Raw genomic sequence first — 18,201 nt, 5'->3', positions numbered from 1 at the left:
TCCCGCCGTTCGATTATTCAGCGCGGCGATGCCTCCCTAGACTGGATTTCAGCGATGCCCAGGTAGCGGGCATCCGCCCCACGAACACACCGGCCAGCCCTTGCGGGCACCGGGCAACCGAACTCCAGAGGATTGGTTCACCATGAGCAGAAAGTACGTTTTAACCGGGCTCGGACTGGTCGGCGCATTGGCAGCGCCGTGGCCGGCGCAGGCCCAAAGCAGCTCGCAGCTCACCCTGTACGGTGCGGTCGACCTTGGCTTTGAATCAGCCAGCAATGGCCAGAGCCGCGTGAGCCGCATCAGCTCGGGGCTCAACACCGTGTCGCGCTTCGGCTTCCTGGGCAGTGAGGACCTCGGTGGTGGCCTGAAGGCACGCTTCCGGCTGGAATCCGGCATCAACGCGGACGACGGCACACAGAACAACGCCACCAAGTTCTTTGGTCGCTGGAACCTGGTTGGCCTGACCGGGCCTTGGGGCGCAATTGATATGGGCCGCATGTGGTCGCCCACCTTTGTCGTCGGGCTGACCTCTGACCCATTGGCGCGCAACCGCACTTCGCTGGGCTGGAACATGTTCCTCACCCAGACCAGCGCCACGGCCGCCACCTTCACGCCGGGCTTCACCGACAACTCGGTGCGCTACACCACGCCACGCGTCAACGGCGTGTGGGGCGAGGCCATGTACTCGGCCGGCGAGGCGCTCAGCTCTTCTTCGGGACGCGGCCAGGGCTTCAACGTGCAGTACGCCCAGGGGCCGCTGTACCTGGGCTATGGCTACCAGCGCACCAACAGCGGCACGGCCGCAGCGCCCGTGGCCAACCCGCAGCCCAGCGTGTCGCAGTTTCTGGGCGCGACCTATCGGCTGGGCAGCGTCACCTGGTATGGCACCTTCAATCGCAACACCTCGGACCTGGCGGGCGTGCCCAACAGCAGCAATGCGATGGCATCGGTACGCTGGAACTTCAGCGGCCAGCAGTCGGTGCTGGCGCAGGTGGCGCGGCGCCAGGTCAGCGGCGCAGAGAACCGCGCGCTGGGCCTGCAACTGGGCTACGACTACAACCTGTCCAAGCGCAGCACGCTGTATGCGCGCTACGCCCGGGTGAACAACAAGGGGCTATCGGCCATCACCCTCAACGGCGTGGCGCTGCCGGCTGCCGGCGCTGACCCGTCCTTCTTTGCGCTGGGTATCTCGCACTTGTTCTGAGCTATCAAATTAATAGCTCACAGCCAAGAAAGGGCAAGGGCTAGAGGCCTATTTGACCTTCAAAACCCGTGCATCAGTGCGGCGGCAGCAGCCGCGTGCGCGCTGCAGCGGCCTCCAGCCCGTCCCAGGCCGGCTGGCCGGGCGCAAAGCGGCTGCGCATATAGCCTGCCAGTTCGGCGATCTGCCGGTCGTTCAGCGCATCGCGAAAGCTCGGCATAAAGCCCAACTCCACCGTCGCCGGCTGCTGCACGCCGTCGAGGATGGTGCGCAGCAGGTTGTCGGGCGTGGCGCTGTGCAGATTGCTGTTGAGTGCCAGCGGCACATTGGCGCCCAGCAGCCTGGGGCCGTCACCGTCGTGGTGGCAAGCCGCGCAGGCGGCCTGGAACATGCGCTGGCCGGCGCTGGGCAGTGGCGCGCGCGCGGCGGCATCGGCCACCACCTGCGCGGCCGGCACGCCTGCGGTGGCGTTGAAGGACGCCAGATAGCTGGCCATGGCGCGGATATCGGTATCGGGCAGTTGCTGCAACTCATGCACCACCGGGCCCATCGGCCCGCCGGCCGTGCCGTGCTCGGCGCTGTGGCCGGTGCGCAGGTACTGGTAGAGCGCATCGGCACTCCAGGGCACGGGCGCTTGCGACAAGGCGGTGAGCGGCGGCGCCTCCCAGCCATCGACCATGGCGCCGCCCAGATACGCCTTGCCGCCCTTCTCCGCGCCCAGCGCATTGCGCGGCGTGTGGCAGGCGCCGCAGTGGCCCAGGCCCTCGACCAGGTAGGCGCCACGGTTCCACTCTGCCGACTGCGCCGGGTTGGCCTTGTAAGGCGTGGCATCGTGAAACAGCGCGTTCCAGCCCGCCATGAGCGGGCGCACGCTGAAGGGGAACGTCAACGCTGACTTGGGCGTCTCCGCACGCACCGCCGGCTGGCTCATCAGGTAGGCGTAGATCGCCGTCAAATCCTCGTCGCTGGTCTTGGCAAATGCCGTGTACGGGAAGGCCGGGTACAGATGCTGCCCATCGCGCGAGATGCCTTCGCGCATGGCGCGCTGGAAGGCGCTGAAGGACCAGGTGCCAATGCCCGTCTCGGCGTCGGGCGTGAGGTTGGTGGTGTAGAGCGTGCCAAAGGGCGTCTCCATGGCACGGCCGCCGGTATTGGGCATGCCACCGGGCGCGGTGTGGCAGACCACGCAATCGCCCGCGGCGGCCAGCACGCGGCCGCGCTCTATGGTGGCCTGGGTGTAGACCGGCGCGCTGCCGAGTGCTGCGGGCGTGACCGGCGCAATGGCCGGGCGCCAGCCCAGCAGCGCCGCGCCCATGCCGATGATGCCGGCCACCAGCGCGCCGCCACGTGTCCACACACCGCGGCGCGGCCACGGCGCAGTGCGCGGCAGTTCACCCCTTCCCCCTCTGGGGGAAGGCTGGGATGGGGGCAAGCCCCGCGCTTCTTGCGGGCGCTGCGGGCCCCCACCCCTGCCCTCCCCCATGGGGGGAGGGAGTGGGGACAGGGCAGCGCGCACTACCTCTGGCGTGAAGGGTGGATTGCGAAAGCGCACGCCCGTTGCATCAAAGATCGCATTGGCAATCGCCGCCGTGCCGGGCACGGAAGACGACTCGCCCGCGCCCAGCGGCGGCTCGCCCTGGCGCGGCATGTGCATGACCTCGATCACAGGCACTTCACGAAAGCTCAGGATCGGGTAGCTGCCCCATTCGCGCGTGTCGACAACGCCGGGGTTGGGCGCGCTGCGCGGCGCAAAGTCGACCTTCTCTTTCAAAGCCCGGCTGGTGGTCTGCAACACGTTGCCGTGGATCTGGTGCTCCACGCCCGCGGGGTTGACCATCATGCCGGCGTCATGGCCCACCACCACGCGGCGCACATGGACCTCGCCGGTCTTGCGGTTCACGTCCACATCCGCCACCCAGGCCGCCCAGGCGGCGCCAAAGCCGGGCCACTTGCTATGCACATAGCGCGCGTAGGCAAAGCCCTGGCCGCGCAAAAAGTCGCCATCGGCCTCTTGCTGCTGCGGCACGGTGTGCGGCAACCAGCCGGCACGCTCGGCCGTGGCCTGCACCAGTTCCGCCGCGCGCGGGTCTTGCAGATGGCGCAGGCGGAATTCGACCGGGTCGGCGCCTGCGGCTGTCGCCAGCTCGTCGATATAGCTTTCGTGCGCGAAGGAGCTGGGCAGCGCCGACACGCCCCGCAGCCACGAGGCGCGCACGATGGGCGGCATGTCGTTCACCGCCACACGCAGGTTGTCGTAGGCGTAGGGCGGGCGCGCGGTGCGGTCGCCCATCTCGTAGGCCTGGGCCAGCGGCTCGATCGTGCGGGTCAGCAGCAAGGCCAGCGTGGGCGCGCCGTTGGAGGGGTAGCTGCTCTGGAAGTCATACGCCGCCACCGTGCCATCGGCATTGAGCCCGCCCTGCACTTCCATCAACTGCGCCGCGCCCTTGGGCTCCCACAGGTGCTCTTGCTCGCGCGTGAGCTGCACCCGCACCGGCGCGCCCACCGCACGCGACAGCAGCGCCGCATCGGCCGCCACATCGTCGGCGCAGTTGCGGCCGTAGCAGCCAGCGGCCTCCATGCGCACCAGGTCGATGGCGGTGTCGGCCATGCCCATGAGGCGTGCCAGGTCGGCACGCAGCACATGCGGGTTCTGCGTGCCGGCCCAGACGCCCATGCGCTCGCCCTGCCAGTCGGCCACCGCACAGGATGGGCCGATGGAGCCATGCAGCTGATAGGGCCAGACATAGGTGCGCGGCATGGGCGTGGCGGCGCCGGCCAGCGCAGCATCCACATCGCCCTCGTCCACCAACTGGCGGTGCGTGGCGCTGTTGGTGCGCAGCGCATGGGCCAGGTCTGATTGGTCGGGCAGGCCGGGCCAGGACTTCCAGCGCACGCGCAGCTCGCGCAGCGCCTGCTCGGCCTGCTCTTCGCGCTCGGCGACGATGCCGACGAAGTCGCGTATCACCACCACCGCGCGGATGCCGGGGATGTGGGCGATGGAGGCCTCGTCCACCGATTCCAGCGTGTTGCCGATGAAATCTCCGTGGTCCGCGCCCGCATAGGGCGGCCGCACCACGCGGCCGTGCAGCATGCCGGGCACGCGCATGTCGTGCACAAAGACCAGCTCGCCCGCGACCTTGGCGGGGATGTCCACGCGCGGCTGGCGCGTGCCCACCAGACGGTAGTCGGCGGCGTCCTTGACGGGTGTACTCGGGTCCAGCAGCAGCTCCGTGTGGCCGCTGGCCACCAGCGCGCCATAGCCAATGCTGCGGGCCGGATCGGCCTTCAGGCGCACGCAGCCATCACGGGTTTCCAGCGCATCGGCCGGCACCTGCAACCGCTCGGCCGCGCATGCCACCAGCCAGGCCCGCGCCTGCGCCGCCGCCAGGCGCAGCGGCTGGGCGTGGATCTGGATAGAGGCGCTGGCAATGGTCGCGCCCTGGTTGGGCGTGCGCGTGGTGTCGCCCAGCACCATGTTCAGTTGGGCCAGCGGCAGGTCCAGCTCCTCTGCCGCGATCTGCGCCAGCGCGGTACGGATGCCGGTGCCCATGTCCACATGGCCGTTGAGCGCAGTGGCGCTGCCGTCGTCCCAGACGGCAATCAGAATCTCGACGCCCTCATCCGGGTTGCCGGCCACCAGCGCGGGCTGGCCCTTGGCCGGGGGTGGCGCGGGCGGTGGATTACGCACTACCAACAGCACGCCGGCTGCCGCGTGGAAATCCGCCCGCGTCAACGGCGCATCGGCGCGGCGACTCACCGCGCGCCCTCTTCGCGCAGCAGCACGGCCGCGCGCTGCACGGCGCGCACGATCTCCACATGGGTGCCGCAGCGGCACAGGTTGCCCGAGAGTTGGTCGCGGATACGCGCCTCGCTCGGGTCCGGATCGCGCGCCAACAGCGCCGCGGCCATCATCACCATGCCGTTCAGGCAGTAACCGCACTGCGCGGCCTGCGCATCAACAAAGCCTTGCTGCACCGGGTGCAGCGCCTGGGCCGAGCCAAGTCCTTCCAGCGTGGTGATGCTGCGGCCGGCAACGCCCTGCGCAGGGATGACGCAGGCACGCGCGGCCACCCCATCCACCAGCACCGTGCAGGCACCGCATTGCCCCAGGCCGCAGCCGTACTTGGGGCCGTTCAGGCCCAGGTCATTGCGCAGCACCTGCAGCAGCGTGGCACCGGTCCCGCCCGGCACTGTGCACGGCCTGCGGTTAACCGTGAGCGGGATGCCAGGGGCCGACGACGGTGCTTGCATCCGGGCGCGTTGCCTCAGGCAGTGGCAATGTCAGCGGACTGGATGCGCTTGACGCCCGCAGCCTTCATCTTCTTCCACGCCGCAGCAAGCGAGCCGTTGAGGTCGATGGCGCGCGTAGCATCCTCGATCACGTAAACGTTAAAGCCCAGCTTGCGCGCATCAAGCGCCGTCCAGGCCACGCAGAAGTCGGTGGCCAGGCCGGTCACGTAGACCGTCTTGATGCCGCGCTCCTTCAGGTAGCCGGCCAGACCGGTACCCGTCTTGCGGTCGGCTTCTTCAAAGGCGGAATAGCTGTCCACATCCTTGTGGAAGCCCTTGCGCACGATGACCTGGGCCGTGGGCAGCTTCAGGTCGCTGCGCAGCGCCGCGTCATCCGTGCCCTGCACGCAGTGGTCGGGCCACAGCACCTGCTGGCCGTACTTGAGCTTGGTGGTCTCGAAGGGCTTCTTGCCGGGATAGCTGCTGGCAAAGGATGCATGGCCCGCCGTGTGCCAATCCTGCGTGACGACGATGTTGGCGAAGGCGGTAGAGAGCTTGTTGATGATGGGCACCACCTCGGCCCCGTTCTTCACCGGCAGCGTGCCGCCATCGACAAAGCAGTTCTGCACATCGATGACCAGTAGCGCCGCCTTGTCGCTGGGTTTGAGCGGCGCGGCCAGCACGGGCAGGCCCTGTGCAGCAAGGCCGGCTACGGCCGCGGACTGGAGAAGGGAACGGCGCGAAAGCAAAGTCATGGCAAGGCTCCAGAGTAAAAAATCAGACGCTCAAATACGCACGGCGCACTTCATCGTTGGCAGCCAACTCGGCCATCGATGCCTGGTAGCGGATCTGCCCCTTCTCCAGCACATAGGCACGGTCAGACACCAGCTCGGCAAAGTGCATGTTCTGCTCGGACAGCAGGATGCTCACGCCCTGGCTCTTCAGCTCCAGGATCATGTTGGCCATCTGCTCGACGATCACCGGCGCCACACCTTCGGAGGGCTCGTCCAGCAACACCAGATAGGGGTTGCCCATGAGCGTGCGGGCGACGGTGAGCATCTGCTGCTCGCCGCCGCTCATGCGGCCACCGGGGCGGTCGGGCATCTCGCCCAGGTTGGGGAAGAGCTTGTACAGACGCTCGGGCGTCCACAGCGGTGCGGCCGTGCCGTCGGCCCAGCGGCGCGCGGGCTGCTTGCCGACTTCGAGGTTCTCGGTGACGGTGAGGTCGGTGAACACGCGCCGGTCTTCGGGCACAAAGCCCAGGCCCAGGCGCGCCGCCACGTGCGGCTCGCTCTTGGAGATGTCGTGGCCCAGAAAACGCACCGCGCCGCGGCGCTTGGCCAGCATGCCGATCAGCGTCTTGAGCGTGGTCGACTTGCCCGCGCCGTTGCGCCCCATGAGCGCGACCACTTCGCCGCGCCGCACTTCAAGGTCTACGTCGTACAGGATCTGCGCTGCGCCATACCAGGCACACACCGCCTTCGCTTCAAGCAATACTTCTCCGCTCATGCGGCTTCTCCCTGTGCGGCCTTTTCGGCGACTTTTTCGAATGTCTTGCCGCTGCCGAAGTACACCTCCTGCACCTTCGGGTGATCGCGGATCTCCAGCGGCTTGCCCTGCGCGATGAGGCGGCCACGCGCCAGCACGATCATGCGGTCGGCATAGGCAAACACCACGTCCATGCTGTGCTCGGTAAACAGCACCGCCAGGCCGCGCTGGATCACCAGGTCCTTGGTCAAGGCCATGAGTGAGTTGCGCTCCTTGGGCGCCATGCCGGCGGTGGGCTCGTCCATCAGCAGCAGCTTGGGGCTGTTGGCCATGGCGATGGCCAGCTCCACGCGCTTGACATCGCCATAGGCCAGCTCGCTGCAGGGCCGGTCGGCCTGGGCCTTCATGCCAACCTGATCGAGCAGGGCCAGCGCCTCGTCGCGCTTGTGGTCGGCCGCACGGCGCCACATCGAGAACAGCTTGCCGTCGTGCGAAAGCATGGCCATCTGCACGTTCTCCACCACCGTGAGCGAGGCAAAGGTCTCGGCAATCTGGAAGGTGCGGCCCACGCCCATGCGCCAGATGGCGCGCGGCTTCTGGCCCACCAGCTCCTGGCCGTTGAACCGGATCGATCCCTGGTCGGCCTGAAGCTGGCCGTTGACCATGTTGAAGGTGGTGGACTTGCCCGCGCCGTTCGGGCCGATCAGCGCCAGCAGCTCGCCGGCCTGGAGCTCGAAGCTGATGCCGTCAACAGCCTTCACGCCGCCAAAGGATTTGCCGAGGTTTTCGACTTTCAGAAGTGGTGCGGCATTGCTCATGCCTTGGCCTCCTTCACCTCGGCCACAGGCGCCTTGCGGCGCAACAGGCGATCGGTCATCTGCTTGGCAAAGCCGGCAATCCCCTGCGGGAACAGCAGCACCAGCAGCAGGATGATGGCGCCCAAGGTGGCGCGCCAGTAATCGGTATTGCGCGCCACGGTGTCGTGCAGCCAACTGAAAGTGACAGCACCGACCACCGGCCCGGCCAGCGTCTGGATGCCACCCAGCAGCACCATCACCAGGCCGTCGACCGACTTGTCGACGCTCAGACTCTCAGGCGAGATGCTGCCCTTGGAGAAGGCATAGAGCGAGCCGGCCAGGCCCGCAGCGGCACCCGCAATGACAAAGGCCGTCCATTGCATGCGCTTGACGTCGATGCCGATGGCATCGGCACGCAGCGCCGAATCGCGCCCGGCGCGCAGCGCATAGCCAAAGGGCGAGAACAACACGCGGCGCAGCATCAGGATGCCGGCAGCCACCAGCACCAGCGTGAGCCAGTAGTAAGCCCGCTTGTCCGACAGCCACTCCGACGGCCACACACCCGTCAGGCCGTTGCTGCCGCCGGTGAACGAATCCCACTGGTAGACGATGGCCCAGGTGATCTGCGCAAACGCCAGCGTGAGCATGGCCAGGTACACGCCCGACAAGCGCACCGCGAACCAGCCATAAGCCAAGGCGCCAGCGGCCGCCACCAACGGCGCCAAGACCAGCGCCACCTCCATAGGCAGGCCGCTTGCGCGCACCATCAAGGCTGCGCCATAGGCGCCAAGGCCAAAGTACGCGGCATGGCCAAACGAGTGCATGCCGGCCGGGCCCATGATGAAGTGCAGGCTGGCGGCGAACAGCGCGGCTATCAGCAGATCGATCATCAGCACCGTGGTGTAGGGCGAGTCGGCGGTGAGCAGCGGCATGGCCATCAGCACCAGGCCCAGCGCGGCGACCAGCCACAGATAGCCCTTGCTGGCGCGGCGCAGTGGCTCTTCCACCATGCCCACGTAGCGGCTTGGCGCCTGCGGGCGGCCGAACAAGCCCCAGGGGCGCCACACCAGCACGACGGCCATGACGATGAAATCCACCACCAGCGTGAGCTTGGAGAAGGACACGCTATAGCCAAAGATGTCGACCACGCCGAGCCAGATGCACACGGCCTTGATCTCGGAGAGCAGCAGCGCCGCCGCATAGGCGCCCGGGATCGAGCCCATGCCGCCCACCACCACCACCACGAAGGCCGCGCCTATGGTGCTGAGGTCCAGCGCCAGCGTGGCCGGCTCACGCGGCAACTGCAGCGCGCCGCCCAGGCCCGCCAGCATGGCACCGAGCGCGAACACCGCGGTGAAGAGCCAGGCCTGGTTGACGCCGAGTGCGCTGACCATTTCGCGGTCTTGCGTGGCGGCGCGCACCAGCGTGCCCCAGCGCGTGCGCGTAAGCAGCAGCCACATCAGGCCCAGCACGACCGGCCCGACGACGATCAAAAACAGGTCATAGGTCGGAAACTGCCGGCCCAGTATCTCGACCGAGCCCGACAGGCCCGGCGCGCGTGGCCCCAGCAGTTCGTCAGGCCCCCAGAAATAAAGCACCGCGTCCTTGATCACCAGCACCAGTGCAAAGGTTGCCAGCAGTTGGAACAGCTCGGGCGACTTGTAGATGCGGCGCAGCAGCGTCATCTCGATCAGCGCGCCCAGCACCCCGACGGCGACGGACGCAATCACCAGCGCTGACCAGAAGCCGATGCCCGAGCCAAGCTTGTCGGCCAGCGAGTAGGCGACATAGATGCCGACCATGAAGAAGGAGCCATGCGCAAAGTTGACGATGCGCGTGACGCCAAAGATCAACGAAAGGCCGGCCCCCACGAGGAACAGCGACGAAGCCGACGACAGCCCGGTGAGGAACTGCAGCAGCAGGGACGAGAGACTCATGGGTGCAAGCGCTCCGGAAGGGGTCAGTCAGCAGCGCGGGATTTTTTGACGTCAGCGGCGGAGGGCTGAAACTTGGCGCCGTCGAAATAGGTGTAGTCCACCATCACGCCCTTGCCGTTCTCGTTCTTGGTCTTGCCGACGAAAGCGCCCATGGTCGACTGGTGGTCTTCGGCGCGGTAGCTGATCTTGCCGAAGGGCGTGTCGACCTGCAGGCCCTTGAAGGCTTCGACCAGCTTCGGCGTGTCGGTGCTCTTGGCCTTGGCAATGCCGGCCGCCACCGAATGGATCATGCTGTAGCCCACCACCGAGCCCAGGCGCGGGTAGTCCTTGTACTTGGCGTGGTAGGCCAGGAAGAAGGCCTTGTGCTCAGGCGTCTGGATGCCGTACCAGGGGTAGCCGGTGACGATCCAGCCGTTGGGCGTTTCGTCCTTGAGCGGGTCCAGGTACTCGGGCTCGCCGGTCAGCACGCTGACCACGGCACGGTCCTTGAACAGGCCGCGCGTATTGCCTTCGCGCACGAACTTCGACAGGTCGGCGCCAAACAGCACGTTGAAGATCGCATCCGGCTTGGCATCGGCCAGCGCCTGGGCGACCGCCCCCGCATCAACCTTGCCCAGCGGCGGCGCCTGCTCGGCAACAAACTCCACATCCGGCTGCGCAGCCTTCAGCAGCGTCTTGAACGCAGCCACAGCCGACTGGCCGTACTCGTAGTTGGGGTAGACCACGGCCCAGCGCTTCTTCTGCAGCTTGACGGCTTCGGGCACCAGCATCGCGGCTTGCATGTAGGTGCCGGGGCGCAGGCGGTAGGTGTATTCGTTGCCGCCCTGCCAGGTCAGCTTGTCGGTCAGCGGCTCGCCAGCCAGAAAGAAGATCTTCTTCTGCTTGGCGAAATCAGCCACGGCCAGGCCGGTGTTGGACAGGAAGGTGCCGGTGAGCACATCGATCTTCTCGCGGGCCACCAGCTCTTCGGCCACGCGCACGGCGTCGCCAGGGTTGGCGTTGTCGTCGCGCGTGATGAGCTCGACCTTGCGGCCATTCACACCACCCTTGGCATTGATCTCTTCAACGGCCAGCTCCATGCCCTTCTTGTAGGGCTCCAGGAAGGCGGGCTGCGCCTTGTAGCTGTTGACCTCGCCGATCTTGATCACGCCCTGCGCGTGCGCGGCACACGAAAAGGCAATGCCGGCGGCAAGCACGGCGCTAAATTGCAACTTCGTCTTCATGGGGAAGCTCCTTGCGGATGAGTGAATCGGAATGGAGAAAAGTCAGCGCAGGCCGTCGGTGCCCTGGATCTCATGGGCCTGCAGGCCGCCGATGCGCGGCAGCGGGCGGCCGCTGTCGGTCACCACCACGGCCACCACGATCTCGTTCGCGCGCGGCGCATCGGCCACGCGGGCCTCCATGGCGTCGAAATGGCTGCGCACAAAGGCCGCGTCCTTGTGGCCCAGTGGCACGTCGATGGCTGCACCCAGGCCGCCCTGCTTCTTGCTTGAAGGCACCAGCGCCGCGCCCTTCTCCACTGCCTGGCGCAGCGGCGCGCCCAGCTTGGGATGCAGAATGGCCGCGGCATGCTCCAGCTCGCCGGCCTCGCCCACGATGGCGGCCTTGCCGTAGCTCTGCGCGGCACCGGGTGCTATGCCCAGCGCCTGCACGCATTTCTGCCCCAGCAGGCTGCCCAGCTCTTCGCCAATGGCGATCAGCTCGTCCAGATTTTCTGAGTAGCGCCCGGCATAGGGATTGGCGATCACCGCCATGGCCAGCGCGCGGCGCGTGGGCGGGTTGACGGGCTGGCCCATCTCGATGCGGACTTCGTCCACCTGGACGACGATCTTGCGAATATTGGCGCTAGTCATTGGCTCACCCCCAGGCTGCGCGCACTTCGTGTCGCTTCGCCAACCCCCTCACCGGGGGCAACACCAGCGGCCCGGCAAAGCCGGCTCCGCGGTGTTTCTGGATTGAGAGCGCTTAGGTTTGATTGCGAGGTATTGGTCACCGGAGTCCGTCCCACTGGTTGATGTTTTCTGCGCGAAGACCACCGACGCGGTCATGAATGCGGTAGCCGGTGGTCATGGCCAGGATGAACACCACCTCGTCCGATGCCGGCGCGCCGGGCACGCACACCTCGATCGCATCGAACTGGCCGCGCACATAGCTGGCGTTGATATTGGTCAGCGGCACGTCGAGCGCGGCGCCGGGCGGGCCGACCTTCTTGGTAGAAGGCACGATGGACAGACCATTGCCGGGCTGGCCCTTTTTGTCGACCACGGTGCCGCTGGCGTAGGCCGCACGGTCGCCCTTCCAGCCAAGCAGCTCGCGCATGGCGTAGCCACCGGGCACGTGCCACAGCGCGCCGTGCTCCAGCTCACCCGCCGCGCCGACGATGGCGCCCTTGCCGTAGGTGGCGATGCGCTCGACCGGCACATCCATGGCGGCCAGCAGCTTGCGCGCTATGTCCAGGCCAAGCGGCTGCAGCGCATCCATCATGGGCAGGATGTCTTGCACATAGCGGCCGGCATAGGGATTGGTCAGCACCACGCCAATGGCGCCGCGCCGCAGCGGCTGCGCCGGCGGCGGCCCGAACTCGTGGTGAATGTCTTCCACGTGGGTGAAGGTGCGTCGTATCTCGATCATGCTGGGGAATCCTGCAATTCATTAAGCAAATACTGAACCAACCTGCGGCTGCGCCAACTGCACGCCATGCGGCAGCGCATGCCAGCGCGCATTCTGCGCGACCACCAGTTGCCCCTGGCACACCAGCGCCGCCGCCCACAACAGGCCGGCGTCCTGCAACTGGCGCGCAACGCGCAGGCCCGCATCCAGGGCATGGCGCACGGCCTCGGTGCCCAAAGGCGGCACATCGACCGTGACGGGCAGCAGGCCCAGGTCGCTGTCGTCCTTCAGTTCCTGGGCAGCTTGGCGGCGAATGCGCGCGTCATCGATGTTCACCGCATTGGCCACCACGGTGGCGCAGGCGTCGGCCTCGGCCGCCGTGCGCGCCAGCACGGTCACGCTATCGGCAATGCCCAGGGAAAAGCTGCGCCCGCGCCAGCCGCTGGTAGCAATGCCACGCACTGGCATGGCGGCCAGCACGTCGAAATGACCATCGGTGCGCAGGCCTTCGCGGGCAAAGGCGAGTGGGTCGAACTGCGCAACGTCGGCGTAAAGCCCCACCCGCACCGCAGTGCCCGGCGCCAGATGCAGCGCAATATCGCCACCGTTGTTGACCCAGGCGCGTGTGATGCCCGGCCGCGCATAGCAGGCCGCGACCTCCTCGGCCACGCTGCCCGCTACCGCGGCCATGGGCGTGATGAAGCCCGCGCCATGCGGCGCGCAGGCCTGCCACATACGGCGCGCCACGCGCCCCTGCAGCGGGCAATCGACACCCACCGGCAAGCGTAGCGCGGGCAGCTCGGCCACCAACTCGCCCAGCAGTGGCACAAAGCGCTGCCAAGCGGCCTCGTGCGCAGCGGCGACAGCGGCCGGATCGCCTTCGGCGCCAATCACCAAGTCCATCGGGCCATGCTGGAAATGCCAGCGGCCGTCGGCCAGGGGAGCGCGGCTTGCGGCCATCGGCGTCAGCCGAGCAGGGGCGGCTGGCCCAGCGGCCAGGGGTTGCCGGGCGCGTTCTGCGCCCAGCGCAATGCAAGCGGTGCGCCTTCGTCGTGCCAGGCGCCGCGCCGCAGCACCTGGTCCAGCGGGCGCACGTATTCCATGTGGCCGCCAAGCAGGCGGTAGTCTTCCAGCGCCATGCTGAATTCGATGGGCGCGACGATGGCCGGCGTAGGCACCGTGCCAAAGCTGTTGTCGGGCATGCGCATGACATCGGCCATCACGGTGATGCCGCCGCCAGGCCAGACATAGGCCGGCGCGCCGCCGCAGGTGACATTGACCATGGCCTGCTTGATGGCGCGCGTGAGCCGCACCGGGTTGTCGGTAACGCCCGCGCGCAGGCTGCCGCCGGCACCGCCCAGAAACAGCACGGTGGACAGCGACGGCTCGCAGTTCTCGCCTATGCGCTCGACCACGGCGCGCACTGCGGCGGGCATGGCCTGCTCGACCGGGCGCAAGGCATCGTCCAGCACGTACCAGCTGGCGTGCTCGCCGGTGGTGGATGTCATCAGCAGGCGCAGGCCGGGCCAGGCCACCTCCGGGTTCCAGCCCTCGATGATGGACAGCGGCTCGGCGATGTCGGTGCCGCCCCAGCCGGTGCCGGGGTTGGCCACCTGAAAGTAGCGGCCCGGCGTGGACTTGCGGCCCAGCATCTTGATGCCCGAGCGGCGCATGTCCAGGCAGCGGCCCGCTTGGTGCTCGGTCAGCACGCCGGTGATGTGGTCGTCCACCACCACCACCTCGTCCACATGGCCGAGCAACTGCTTGGCAAAGATACCGATGGTGGCCGAGCCGCAGCCCACGCGCATGCGCTGCTCTTCCACACCGTTGACGATGGGCGCGCGGCCGGCCTGCACCACGATCTGCGAGCCGCCGTCTATGGTCAGCTCTACCGCCTGCTTGTTGCCCAGCAACTGCATCATCTCGGCGGTGATGCGGCCTTCTTTCTTGCTGCCGCCGGTAAGGTGGTGCACGCCGCCCAGCGACAGCATCTGCGAGCCGTACTCGGCCGTGGTCACATGCCCCACCACCTCGCCCTTGCAGCGGATATTGGCCTGCTCGGGGCCCAGGAAGCGGTCGGTGTCGATCTTCACCTTGAAGCTGCAGTAGCTGAAGATGCCCTCGGTGACGACCGTGACCATGTCCACGCCGCGCGCCTGCGAGGCGACGATGAAGGGCGCGGGCTTGTAGTCCGGGTAGGTGGTGGAAGAGCCGACGCCGGTGACAAAAACCTCGTCCGCGTGCAGCAGATCGCCGCTCCATTCAGCCGGGGCCGCGTCACCGTCGGCGCGCCCCGCGAAGGGCACCAGTTCGGCATCGCCCACTTCCAGCGTTCGGCGCAGCAACACCACCGGATCGACCCGCACCAGCGCGCCGGCCTGGTTGGCGTAGCGATCACAGGCGCCGGTGCGGCCTTCGGATATCTGGCACAGCACCGGGCAGGCATTGCATTCCACCTTGGCGCTGGCCGTGCGTGCGCCGCTGGCCACGGGCTCAGGTGCGGCCTGGGGCACATCGATGCCCGGCAGGCCATCGGTCTTGGTGTGTTCCGTCATGTCGTGGGTTCTCTTTTATGGCGGGGCGTCCGGGGCAGACGGGCGGCTTGAATGCCCTGCGCATTTTGTGTAGCATTCACCGAATGAAAATGTGGTGATCGCTACATTTCAGAATCAATGTAGCGCATTCAAACGGAGGCCGCAAGCCGTGTTTTTCCGCACCGCAGATGGGCATTTGGAGCGCACCGTTACGGCACGCCCGGGCCGCTTTGCCCTGCTTCGGTGCGGGTTGCGCCAAAGCCTTTACCATCCTGGGTTGCCGTCGCGCCTGCGCGCTGGCAGCTCCCCGCGATGGATACCAGAGACAACCCCCGCCCCGGCTGGCACCGCCGCAGCCGCCCCCAGTCCCTCCATCCTCATTTGCAGACCGTCATCAACATGAGTGCTTTCAACGAAGAACGCGTACTGTCCGTCCACCACTGGACCGACCGCCTGTTCACCTTCACCACCACGCGCGACCCGTCGCTGCGCTTCTCCAACGGTCACTTCACCATGATCGGCCTGCGGGTCAATGAGAAGCCGCTGCTGCGCGCCTACAGCATCGCCAGCGCCAACTACGAGGAGCATCTTGAGTTCCTCAGCATCAAGGTGGACAACGGCCCGCTGACCTCCCGGCTGCAGCACATCCAGGTGGGCGACACCGTGATCGTCGGCAAGAAGCCCACCGGCACGCTGCTGATCGACTACACCCTGCCCGGCAAGCGCCTGTACCTGCTGGGCACGGGCACCGGCCTGGCGCCCTTCCTGTCCATCATCCGCGACCCGGAAACCTACGAAAAGTTCGAGAAGGTCATTCTGGTGCACGGCGTGCGCCAGGTGGACGAGCTGGCCTACCACGACATGGTGACCGAGCACCTGCCGAACCACGAGTTCCTGGGCGATGTCGTGCGCGACCAGTTGCTGTACTACCCGACGGTGACGCGCGAGAGCTACCGCAACATGGGCCGCATCACCGAGCTGATCGAAACCGGCAAGCTCGAAGCCGACCTGGGTCTGCCACCGCTCAACGCCGCCGAAGACCGCGTGATGCTGTGCGGCAGCCCGCACATGCTGACGGACCTCAAGCATCTGCTGGAACAGCGTGGCTTCAAGGAAGGCAACACGACAACGCCTGGCGACTTCGTCATCGAACGCGCTTTTGCTGAGAAGTAGTGCCCCCCGGCTTCTCACTGCGTGTAGTTCGCCACCCCCCAAGGGGGAGGCGCACCACGCCTAGGGGCGGCCCGGCGGCGGGTGCATTTGGCCCCTCCGACCTGCTGGCACCACACGTGCTTCGCAACGAAGGGCAGACCCGCGGCGATGCGGCTTTGTCTCTTGACCTTCTGACAGGACGCCGATGACCGAACGCAAGGCAGCAGTCAAACGCCCCGCGGGGCGCCGCACCGGCACGCGCGAGCTGGCGGCGCAGGCCACGCGCGAGAACATCCTGCGCGCGGCAACCAAGGTGTTTGCGCGCTACGGCTACGAGGGCGGCAGCGTGGAGAAGATCTCCAAGGCGGCCAAGTCTTTCGACCGGATGATCTACTACTACTTCGGCAGCAAGGAAGGCCTGTTCATCGAGGTGATAGAGACCATCTACCGCCGCATGAACGAGGCCGAAGAAGCGCTCGACATCCGGCCAGATACGCCGGTGGAGGCGCTCAAGGCGGTGGTGCGCTTTGTCAGCCAGTACTACCGCAAGAACCCCGAGTTCGTCACCTTGCTCAACACCGAGAACCTGCACAAGGGCAAGCACATCGCCAAGTCGCCGCGCGCGCGCGAATACTCATCGCCCGCGGTATCGGTGCTTGCCGAGGTGCTGGCCAGCGGCGCGGCTGCCGGCGTATTCCGCAGCGACCTGCAGGCACGCGACCTGTACCTGCTGATCGCCTCCATGGGCTACTTCTACCAGTCCAACCGCTACACGCTCAGCGCCTTCCTGGGCGAAGAGCTGGACCGTGCAGAGGCCATTGCGCACTGGGACGCGGTGATGATCGACGTGGTGCTGCGCACCGTCGCGCCAGCGCCCTGATAGCGGGCCGCTCCGCGCGGGGAATGGTGCGGATATTGCTGCTGCCCTAGTGCGGCAATCGGCTTGCGCGCACTGCGCCCGGTATGTAGTATTCACTACACCAATCACCCGCCGCCGGGGTCGGCCATGCCGCCACCTGGCGCTCTTTCCCGCAACCCCACGGAGCCCTTCATGGCAGAAGCCACCACCACCGCGACCTCGGGCAAGGTCGTCATCCGCAACATCGGCCTGCTGCTGTCGGGCGACATCGACAAGCCCATCCTGGACGCCGACACCATCGTGGTGAACGACGGCCTGATCGTCGCGGTCGGCAAGGAGAAGGACTGCGACATCGAAGGCGCCAAGACCGTCATCGACTGCCGGCAGACCTGCGTCGCGCCCGGCCTGATCGACAGCCACGTGCACCCCGTCTTTGGCGACTGGACGCCGCGCCAGAGCCAACTCGGCTGGATCGATTCTTCGATGAACGGCGGCGTCACCACCATGATCTCGGCCGGCGAAGTGCACCTGCCGGGGCGGCCCAAGGACATCGTCGGCCTGAAGGCGCTGGCCATTACCGCGCAGCGCGCCTACGACAACTTCCGCCCCAGCGGCGTGAAGGTGCTGGCCGGCGCGCCCGTGATCGAAAAGGGCATGGTCGAGAGCGACTTCAAGGAGCTGGCCGAAGCCGGCGTGGGCCTGCTCGGTGAGGTCGGCCTGGGCACAGTCAAGGCCGGCTATGAGGCGAAAGAAATGGTGGCATGGGCGCGCAAATACGGCATCCAGAGCACCATCCACACGGGCGGGCCGTCGGTGCCGGGCTCGGGCTACATCGACAAGGACGTGGTACTGGAGGCCGATGCCGACGTCATCGGCCACATCAACGGCGGCCACACCTCGCTGCCCGAGGCGCATGTGTGCGAGCTGTGCGAGAAGTCTTCGCGCGCGATCGAGATCGTGCACAACGGCAACGAGAAGACGGCCATCGCCGCCGCCCGCGCCGCGATGGAACTCAAGTGCCCGCACCGCGTGATTCTGGGCACCGATGGCCCTGCGGGCTCGGGCGTGCAGCCGCTGGGCATCTTGCGCATGGTGGCCTTCATATCGGCCTTTGCCAACATCCCGGCCGAGCAGGTGTTCTGCTTTGCGACGGGCAACACCGCGCGCATCCGCAAGCTCAACTGCGGCCTGATCGAGGTCGGCCGCGACGCCGACTTCGTGTTCATGGACCGCGCCCAGCATTCGCCCGCGCCGGGCCTGCTCGAGAGCGTCGCGCTGGGCGACATCCCGGGCGTGGGCATGGTGATGATCGACGGCATTGTGCGCAGCGGCCGCAGCCGCAACACGCCACCGGCGACCGAAGTGCCAGTGGTACTGGCCACGCACTAAAGCT

Annotated in this window: 15 protein-coding genes; 4 read left to right on the top strand and 11 right to left on the bottom strand. The window is 67.1% G+C overall.

Annotation, left to right across the window (positions count from 1 at the left end; genetic code table 11):
• The first annotated feature begins 142 nt into the window (after positions 1 to 142).
• The gene (locus tag AAFF27_02185; GenBank protein ID XAH24021.1) at positions 143 to 1,204 is read left to right on the top strand and encodes a porin; all 1,062 of its coding nucleotides are present in this window, start codon (positions 143 to 145) and stop codon (positions 1,202 to 1,204) included.
• Between the two features lie 73 nt (positions 1,205 to 1,277).
• Here AAFF27_02185 and AAFF27_02180 read toward each other — a convergent pair whose 3' ends face one another.
• The 11 genes from AAFF27_02180 to AAFF27_02130 form a co-directional block, all read right to left on the bottom strand.
• Positions 1,278 to 4,958: a molybdopterin cofactor-binding domain-containing protein gene (locus AAFF27_02180; protein ID XAH24020.1), complete on the bottom strand. Its 3,681-nt coding sequence runs from the start codon at positions 4,956 to 4,958 to the stop codon at positions 1,278 to 1,280.
• Positions 4,955 to 5,452, bottom strand: coding sequence for a (2Fe-2S)-binding protein (locus AAFF27_02175; protein ID XAH24019.1), 498 nt, complete (start codon positions 5,450 to 5,452; stop codon positions 4,955 to 4,957). The genes AAFF27_02180 and AAFF27_02175 overlap by 4 nt, the downstream gene beginning before the upstream one ends.
• A gap of 14 nt (positions 5,453 to 5,466) precedes the next feature.
• Positions 5,467 to 6,186: a bifunctional nicotinamidase/pyrazinamidase gene (pncA, locus tag AAFF27_02170; protein ID XAH24018.1), complete on the bottom strand. Its 720-nt coding sequence runs from the start codon at positions 6,184 to 6,186 to the stop codon at positions 5,467 to 5,469.
• A 22-nt stretch (positions 6,187 to 6,208) separates the two neighbouring features.
• Positions 6,209 to 6,940, bottom strand: a complete 732-nt coding sequence (locus AAFF27_02165) for an ABC transporter ATP-binding protein (GenBank protein ID XAH24017.1) — start codon at positions 6,938 to 6,940, stop codon at positions 6,209 to 6,211.
• On the bottom strand, positions 6,937 to 7,737 hold the full coding sequence (locus AAFF27_02160; protein XAH24016.1) for an ABC transporter ATP-binding protein: 801 nt from the start codon (positions 7,735 to 7,737) through the stop codon (positions 6,937 to 6,939). Before AAFF27_02160 ends, AAFF27_02165 begins: the two co-directional genes overlap by 4 nt.
• Positions 7,734 to 9,653, bottom strand: a complete 1,920-nt coding sequence (locus AAFF27_02155) for an ABC transporter permease (protein XAH24015.1) — start codon at positions 9,651 to 9,653, stop codon at positions 7,734 to 7,736. Before AAFF27_02155 ends, AAFF27_02160 begins: the two co-directional genes overlap by 4 nt.
• Positions 9,654 to 9,676: 23 nt before the next feature.
• The gene (locus AAFF27_02150; protein ID XAH24014.1) at positions 9,677 to 10,876 is read right to left on the bottom strand and encodes an ABC transporter substrate-binding protein; all 1,200 of its coding nucleotides are present in this window, start codon (positions 10,874 to 10,876) and stop codon (positions 9,677 to 9,679) included.
• Between the two features lie 42 nt (positions 10,877 to 10,918).
• Positions 10,919 to 11,506, bottom strand: a complete 588-nt coding sequence (locus AAFF27_02145) for an amino acid synthesis family protein (protein XAH24013.1) — start codon at positions 11,504 to 11,506, stop codon at positions 10,919 to 10,921.
• A gap of 136 nt (positions 11,507 to 11,642) precedes the next feature.
• The gene (locus tag AAFF27_02140) at positions 11,643 to 12,284 is read right to left on the bottom strand and encodes an amino acid synthesis family protein (GenBank protein ID XAH24012.1); all 642 of its coding nucleotides are present in this window, start codon (positions 12,282 to 12,284) and stop codon (positions 11,643 to 11,645) included.
• A 21-nt stretch (positions 12,285 to 12,305) separates the two neighbouring features.
• Positions 12,306 to 13,223, bottom strand: a complete 918-nt coding sequence (locus tag AAFF27_02135) for a UPF0280 family protein (protein ID XAH24011.1) — start codon at positions 13,221 to 13,223, stop codon at positions 12,306 to 12,308.
• Between the two features lie 5 nt (positions 13,224 to 13,228).
• Positions 13,229 to 14,818, bottom strand: coding sequence for a 6-hydroxynicotinate reductase (locus tag AAFF27_02130; protein XAH24010.1), 1,590 nt, complete (start codon positions 14,816 to 14,818; stop codon positions 13,229 to 13,231).
• A gap of 378 nt (positions 14,819 to 15,196) precedes the next feature.
• Between AAFF27_02130 and AAFF27_02125 the strand changes: the two genes are divergently transcribed.
• The 3 genes from AAFF27_02125 to AAFF27_02115 all read left to right on the top strand — a co-directional run bounded on the left by AAFF27_02125 (position 15,197) and on the right by AAFF27_02115 (position 18,197).
• The gene (locus tag AAFF27_02125) at positions 15,197 to 15,970 is read left to right on the top strand and encodes a ferredoxin--NADP reductase (GenBank protein XAH24009.1); all 774 of its coding nucleotides are present in this window, start codon (positions 15,197 to 15,199) and stop codon (positions 15,968 to 15,970) included.
• A gap of 184 nt (positions 15,971 to 16,154) precedes the next feature.
• Positions 16,155 to 16,829 (top strand): TetR family transcriptional regulator, encoded by a 675-nt coding sequence (locus tag AAFF27_02120; protein XAH24008.1) that lies wholly within the window; start codon positions 16,155 to 16,157, stop codon positions 16,827 to 16,829.
• A gap of 171 nt (positions 16,830 to 17,000) precedes the next feature.
• Positions 17,001 to 18,197, top strand: a complete 1,197-nt coding sequence (locus AAFF27_02115; protein ID XAH24007.1) for an amidohydrolase family protein — start codon at positions 17,001 to 17,003, stop codon at positions 18,195 to 18,197.
• The last annotated feature ends 4 nt before the right edge of the window (positions 18,198 to 18,201 follow it).

The sequence above is a fragment of the Xylophilus sp. GW821-FHT01B05 genome, from assembly GCA_038961845.1.
Classification (GTDB): domain Bacteria; phylum Pseudomonadota; class Gammaproteobacteria; order Burkholderiales; family Burkholderiaceae_C; genus Xylophilus.
The sequence above is the reverse complement of the archived record's forward strand: the minus strand, read 5'-3'. Positions and strand labels throughout refer to the sequence as shown.

Coding starts and splice junctions, on each gene's coding strand:
- AAFF27_02155 (XAH24015.1), bottom strand. CDS start 9,653: ATGAGTCTCTCGTCCCTGCTGCTGCAGTTCCTCACCGGGCTGTCGTCG.
- AAFF27_02145 (XAH24013.1), bottom strand. CDS start 11,506: ATGACTAGCGCCAATATTCGCAAGATCGTCGTCCAGGTGGACGAAGTC.
- AAFF27_02165 (XAH24017.1), bottom strand. CDS start 6,940: ATGAGCGGAGAAGTATTGCTTGAAGCGAAGGCGGTGTGTGCCTGGTAT.
- AAFF27_02175 (XAH24019.1), bottom strand. CDS start 5,452: ATGCAAGCACCGTCGTCGGCCCCTGGCATCCCGCTCACGGTTAACCGC.
- AAFF27_02150 (XAH24014.1), bottom strand. CDS start 10,876: ATGAAGACGAAGTTGCAATTTAGCGCCGTGCTTGCCGCCGGCATTGCC.
- AAFF27_02120 (XAH24008.1), top strand. CDS start 16,155: ATGACCGAACGCAAGGCAGCAGTCAAACGCCCCGCGGGGCGCCGCACC.
- AAFF27_02135 (XAH24011.1), bottom strand. CDS start 13,223: ATGGCCGCAAGCCGCGCTCCCCTGGCCGACGGCCGCTGGCATTTCCAG.
- pncA (XAH24018.1), bottom strand. CDS start 6,186: ATGACTTTGCTTTCGCGCCGTTCCCTTCTCCAGTCCGCGGCCGTAGCC.
- AAFF27_02125 (XAH24009.1), top strand. CDS start 15,197: ATGAGTGCTTTCAACGAAGAACGCGTACTGTCCGTCCACCACTGGACC.
- AAFF27_02115 (XAH24007.1), top strand. CDS start 17,001: ATGGCAGAAGCCACCACCACCGCGACCTCGGGCAAGGTCGTCATCCGC.
- AAFF27_02185 (XAH24021.1), top strand. CDS start 143: ATGAGCAGAAAGTACGTTTTAACCGGGCTCGGACTGGTCGGCGCATTG.
- AAFF27_02130 (XAH24010.1), bottom strand. CDS start 14,818: ATGACGGAACACACCAAGACCGATGGCCTGCCGGGCATCGATGTGCCC.
- AAFF27_02140 (XAH24012.1), bottom strand. CDS start 12,284: ATGATCGAGATACGACGCACCTTCACCCACGTGGAAGACATTCACCAC.
- AAFF27_02160 (XAH24016.1), bottom strand. CDS start 7,737: ATGAGCAATGCCGCACCACTTCTGAAAGTCGAAAACCTCGGCAAATCC.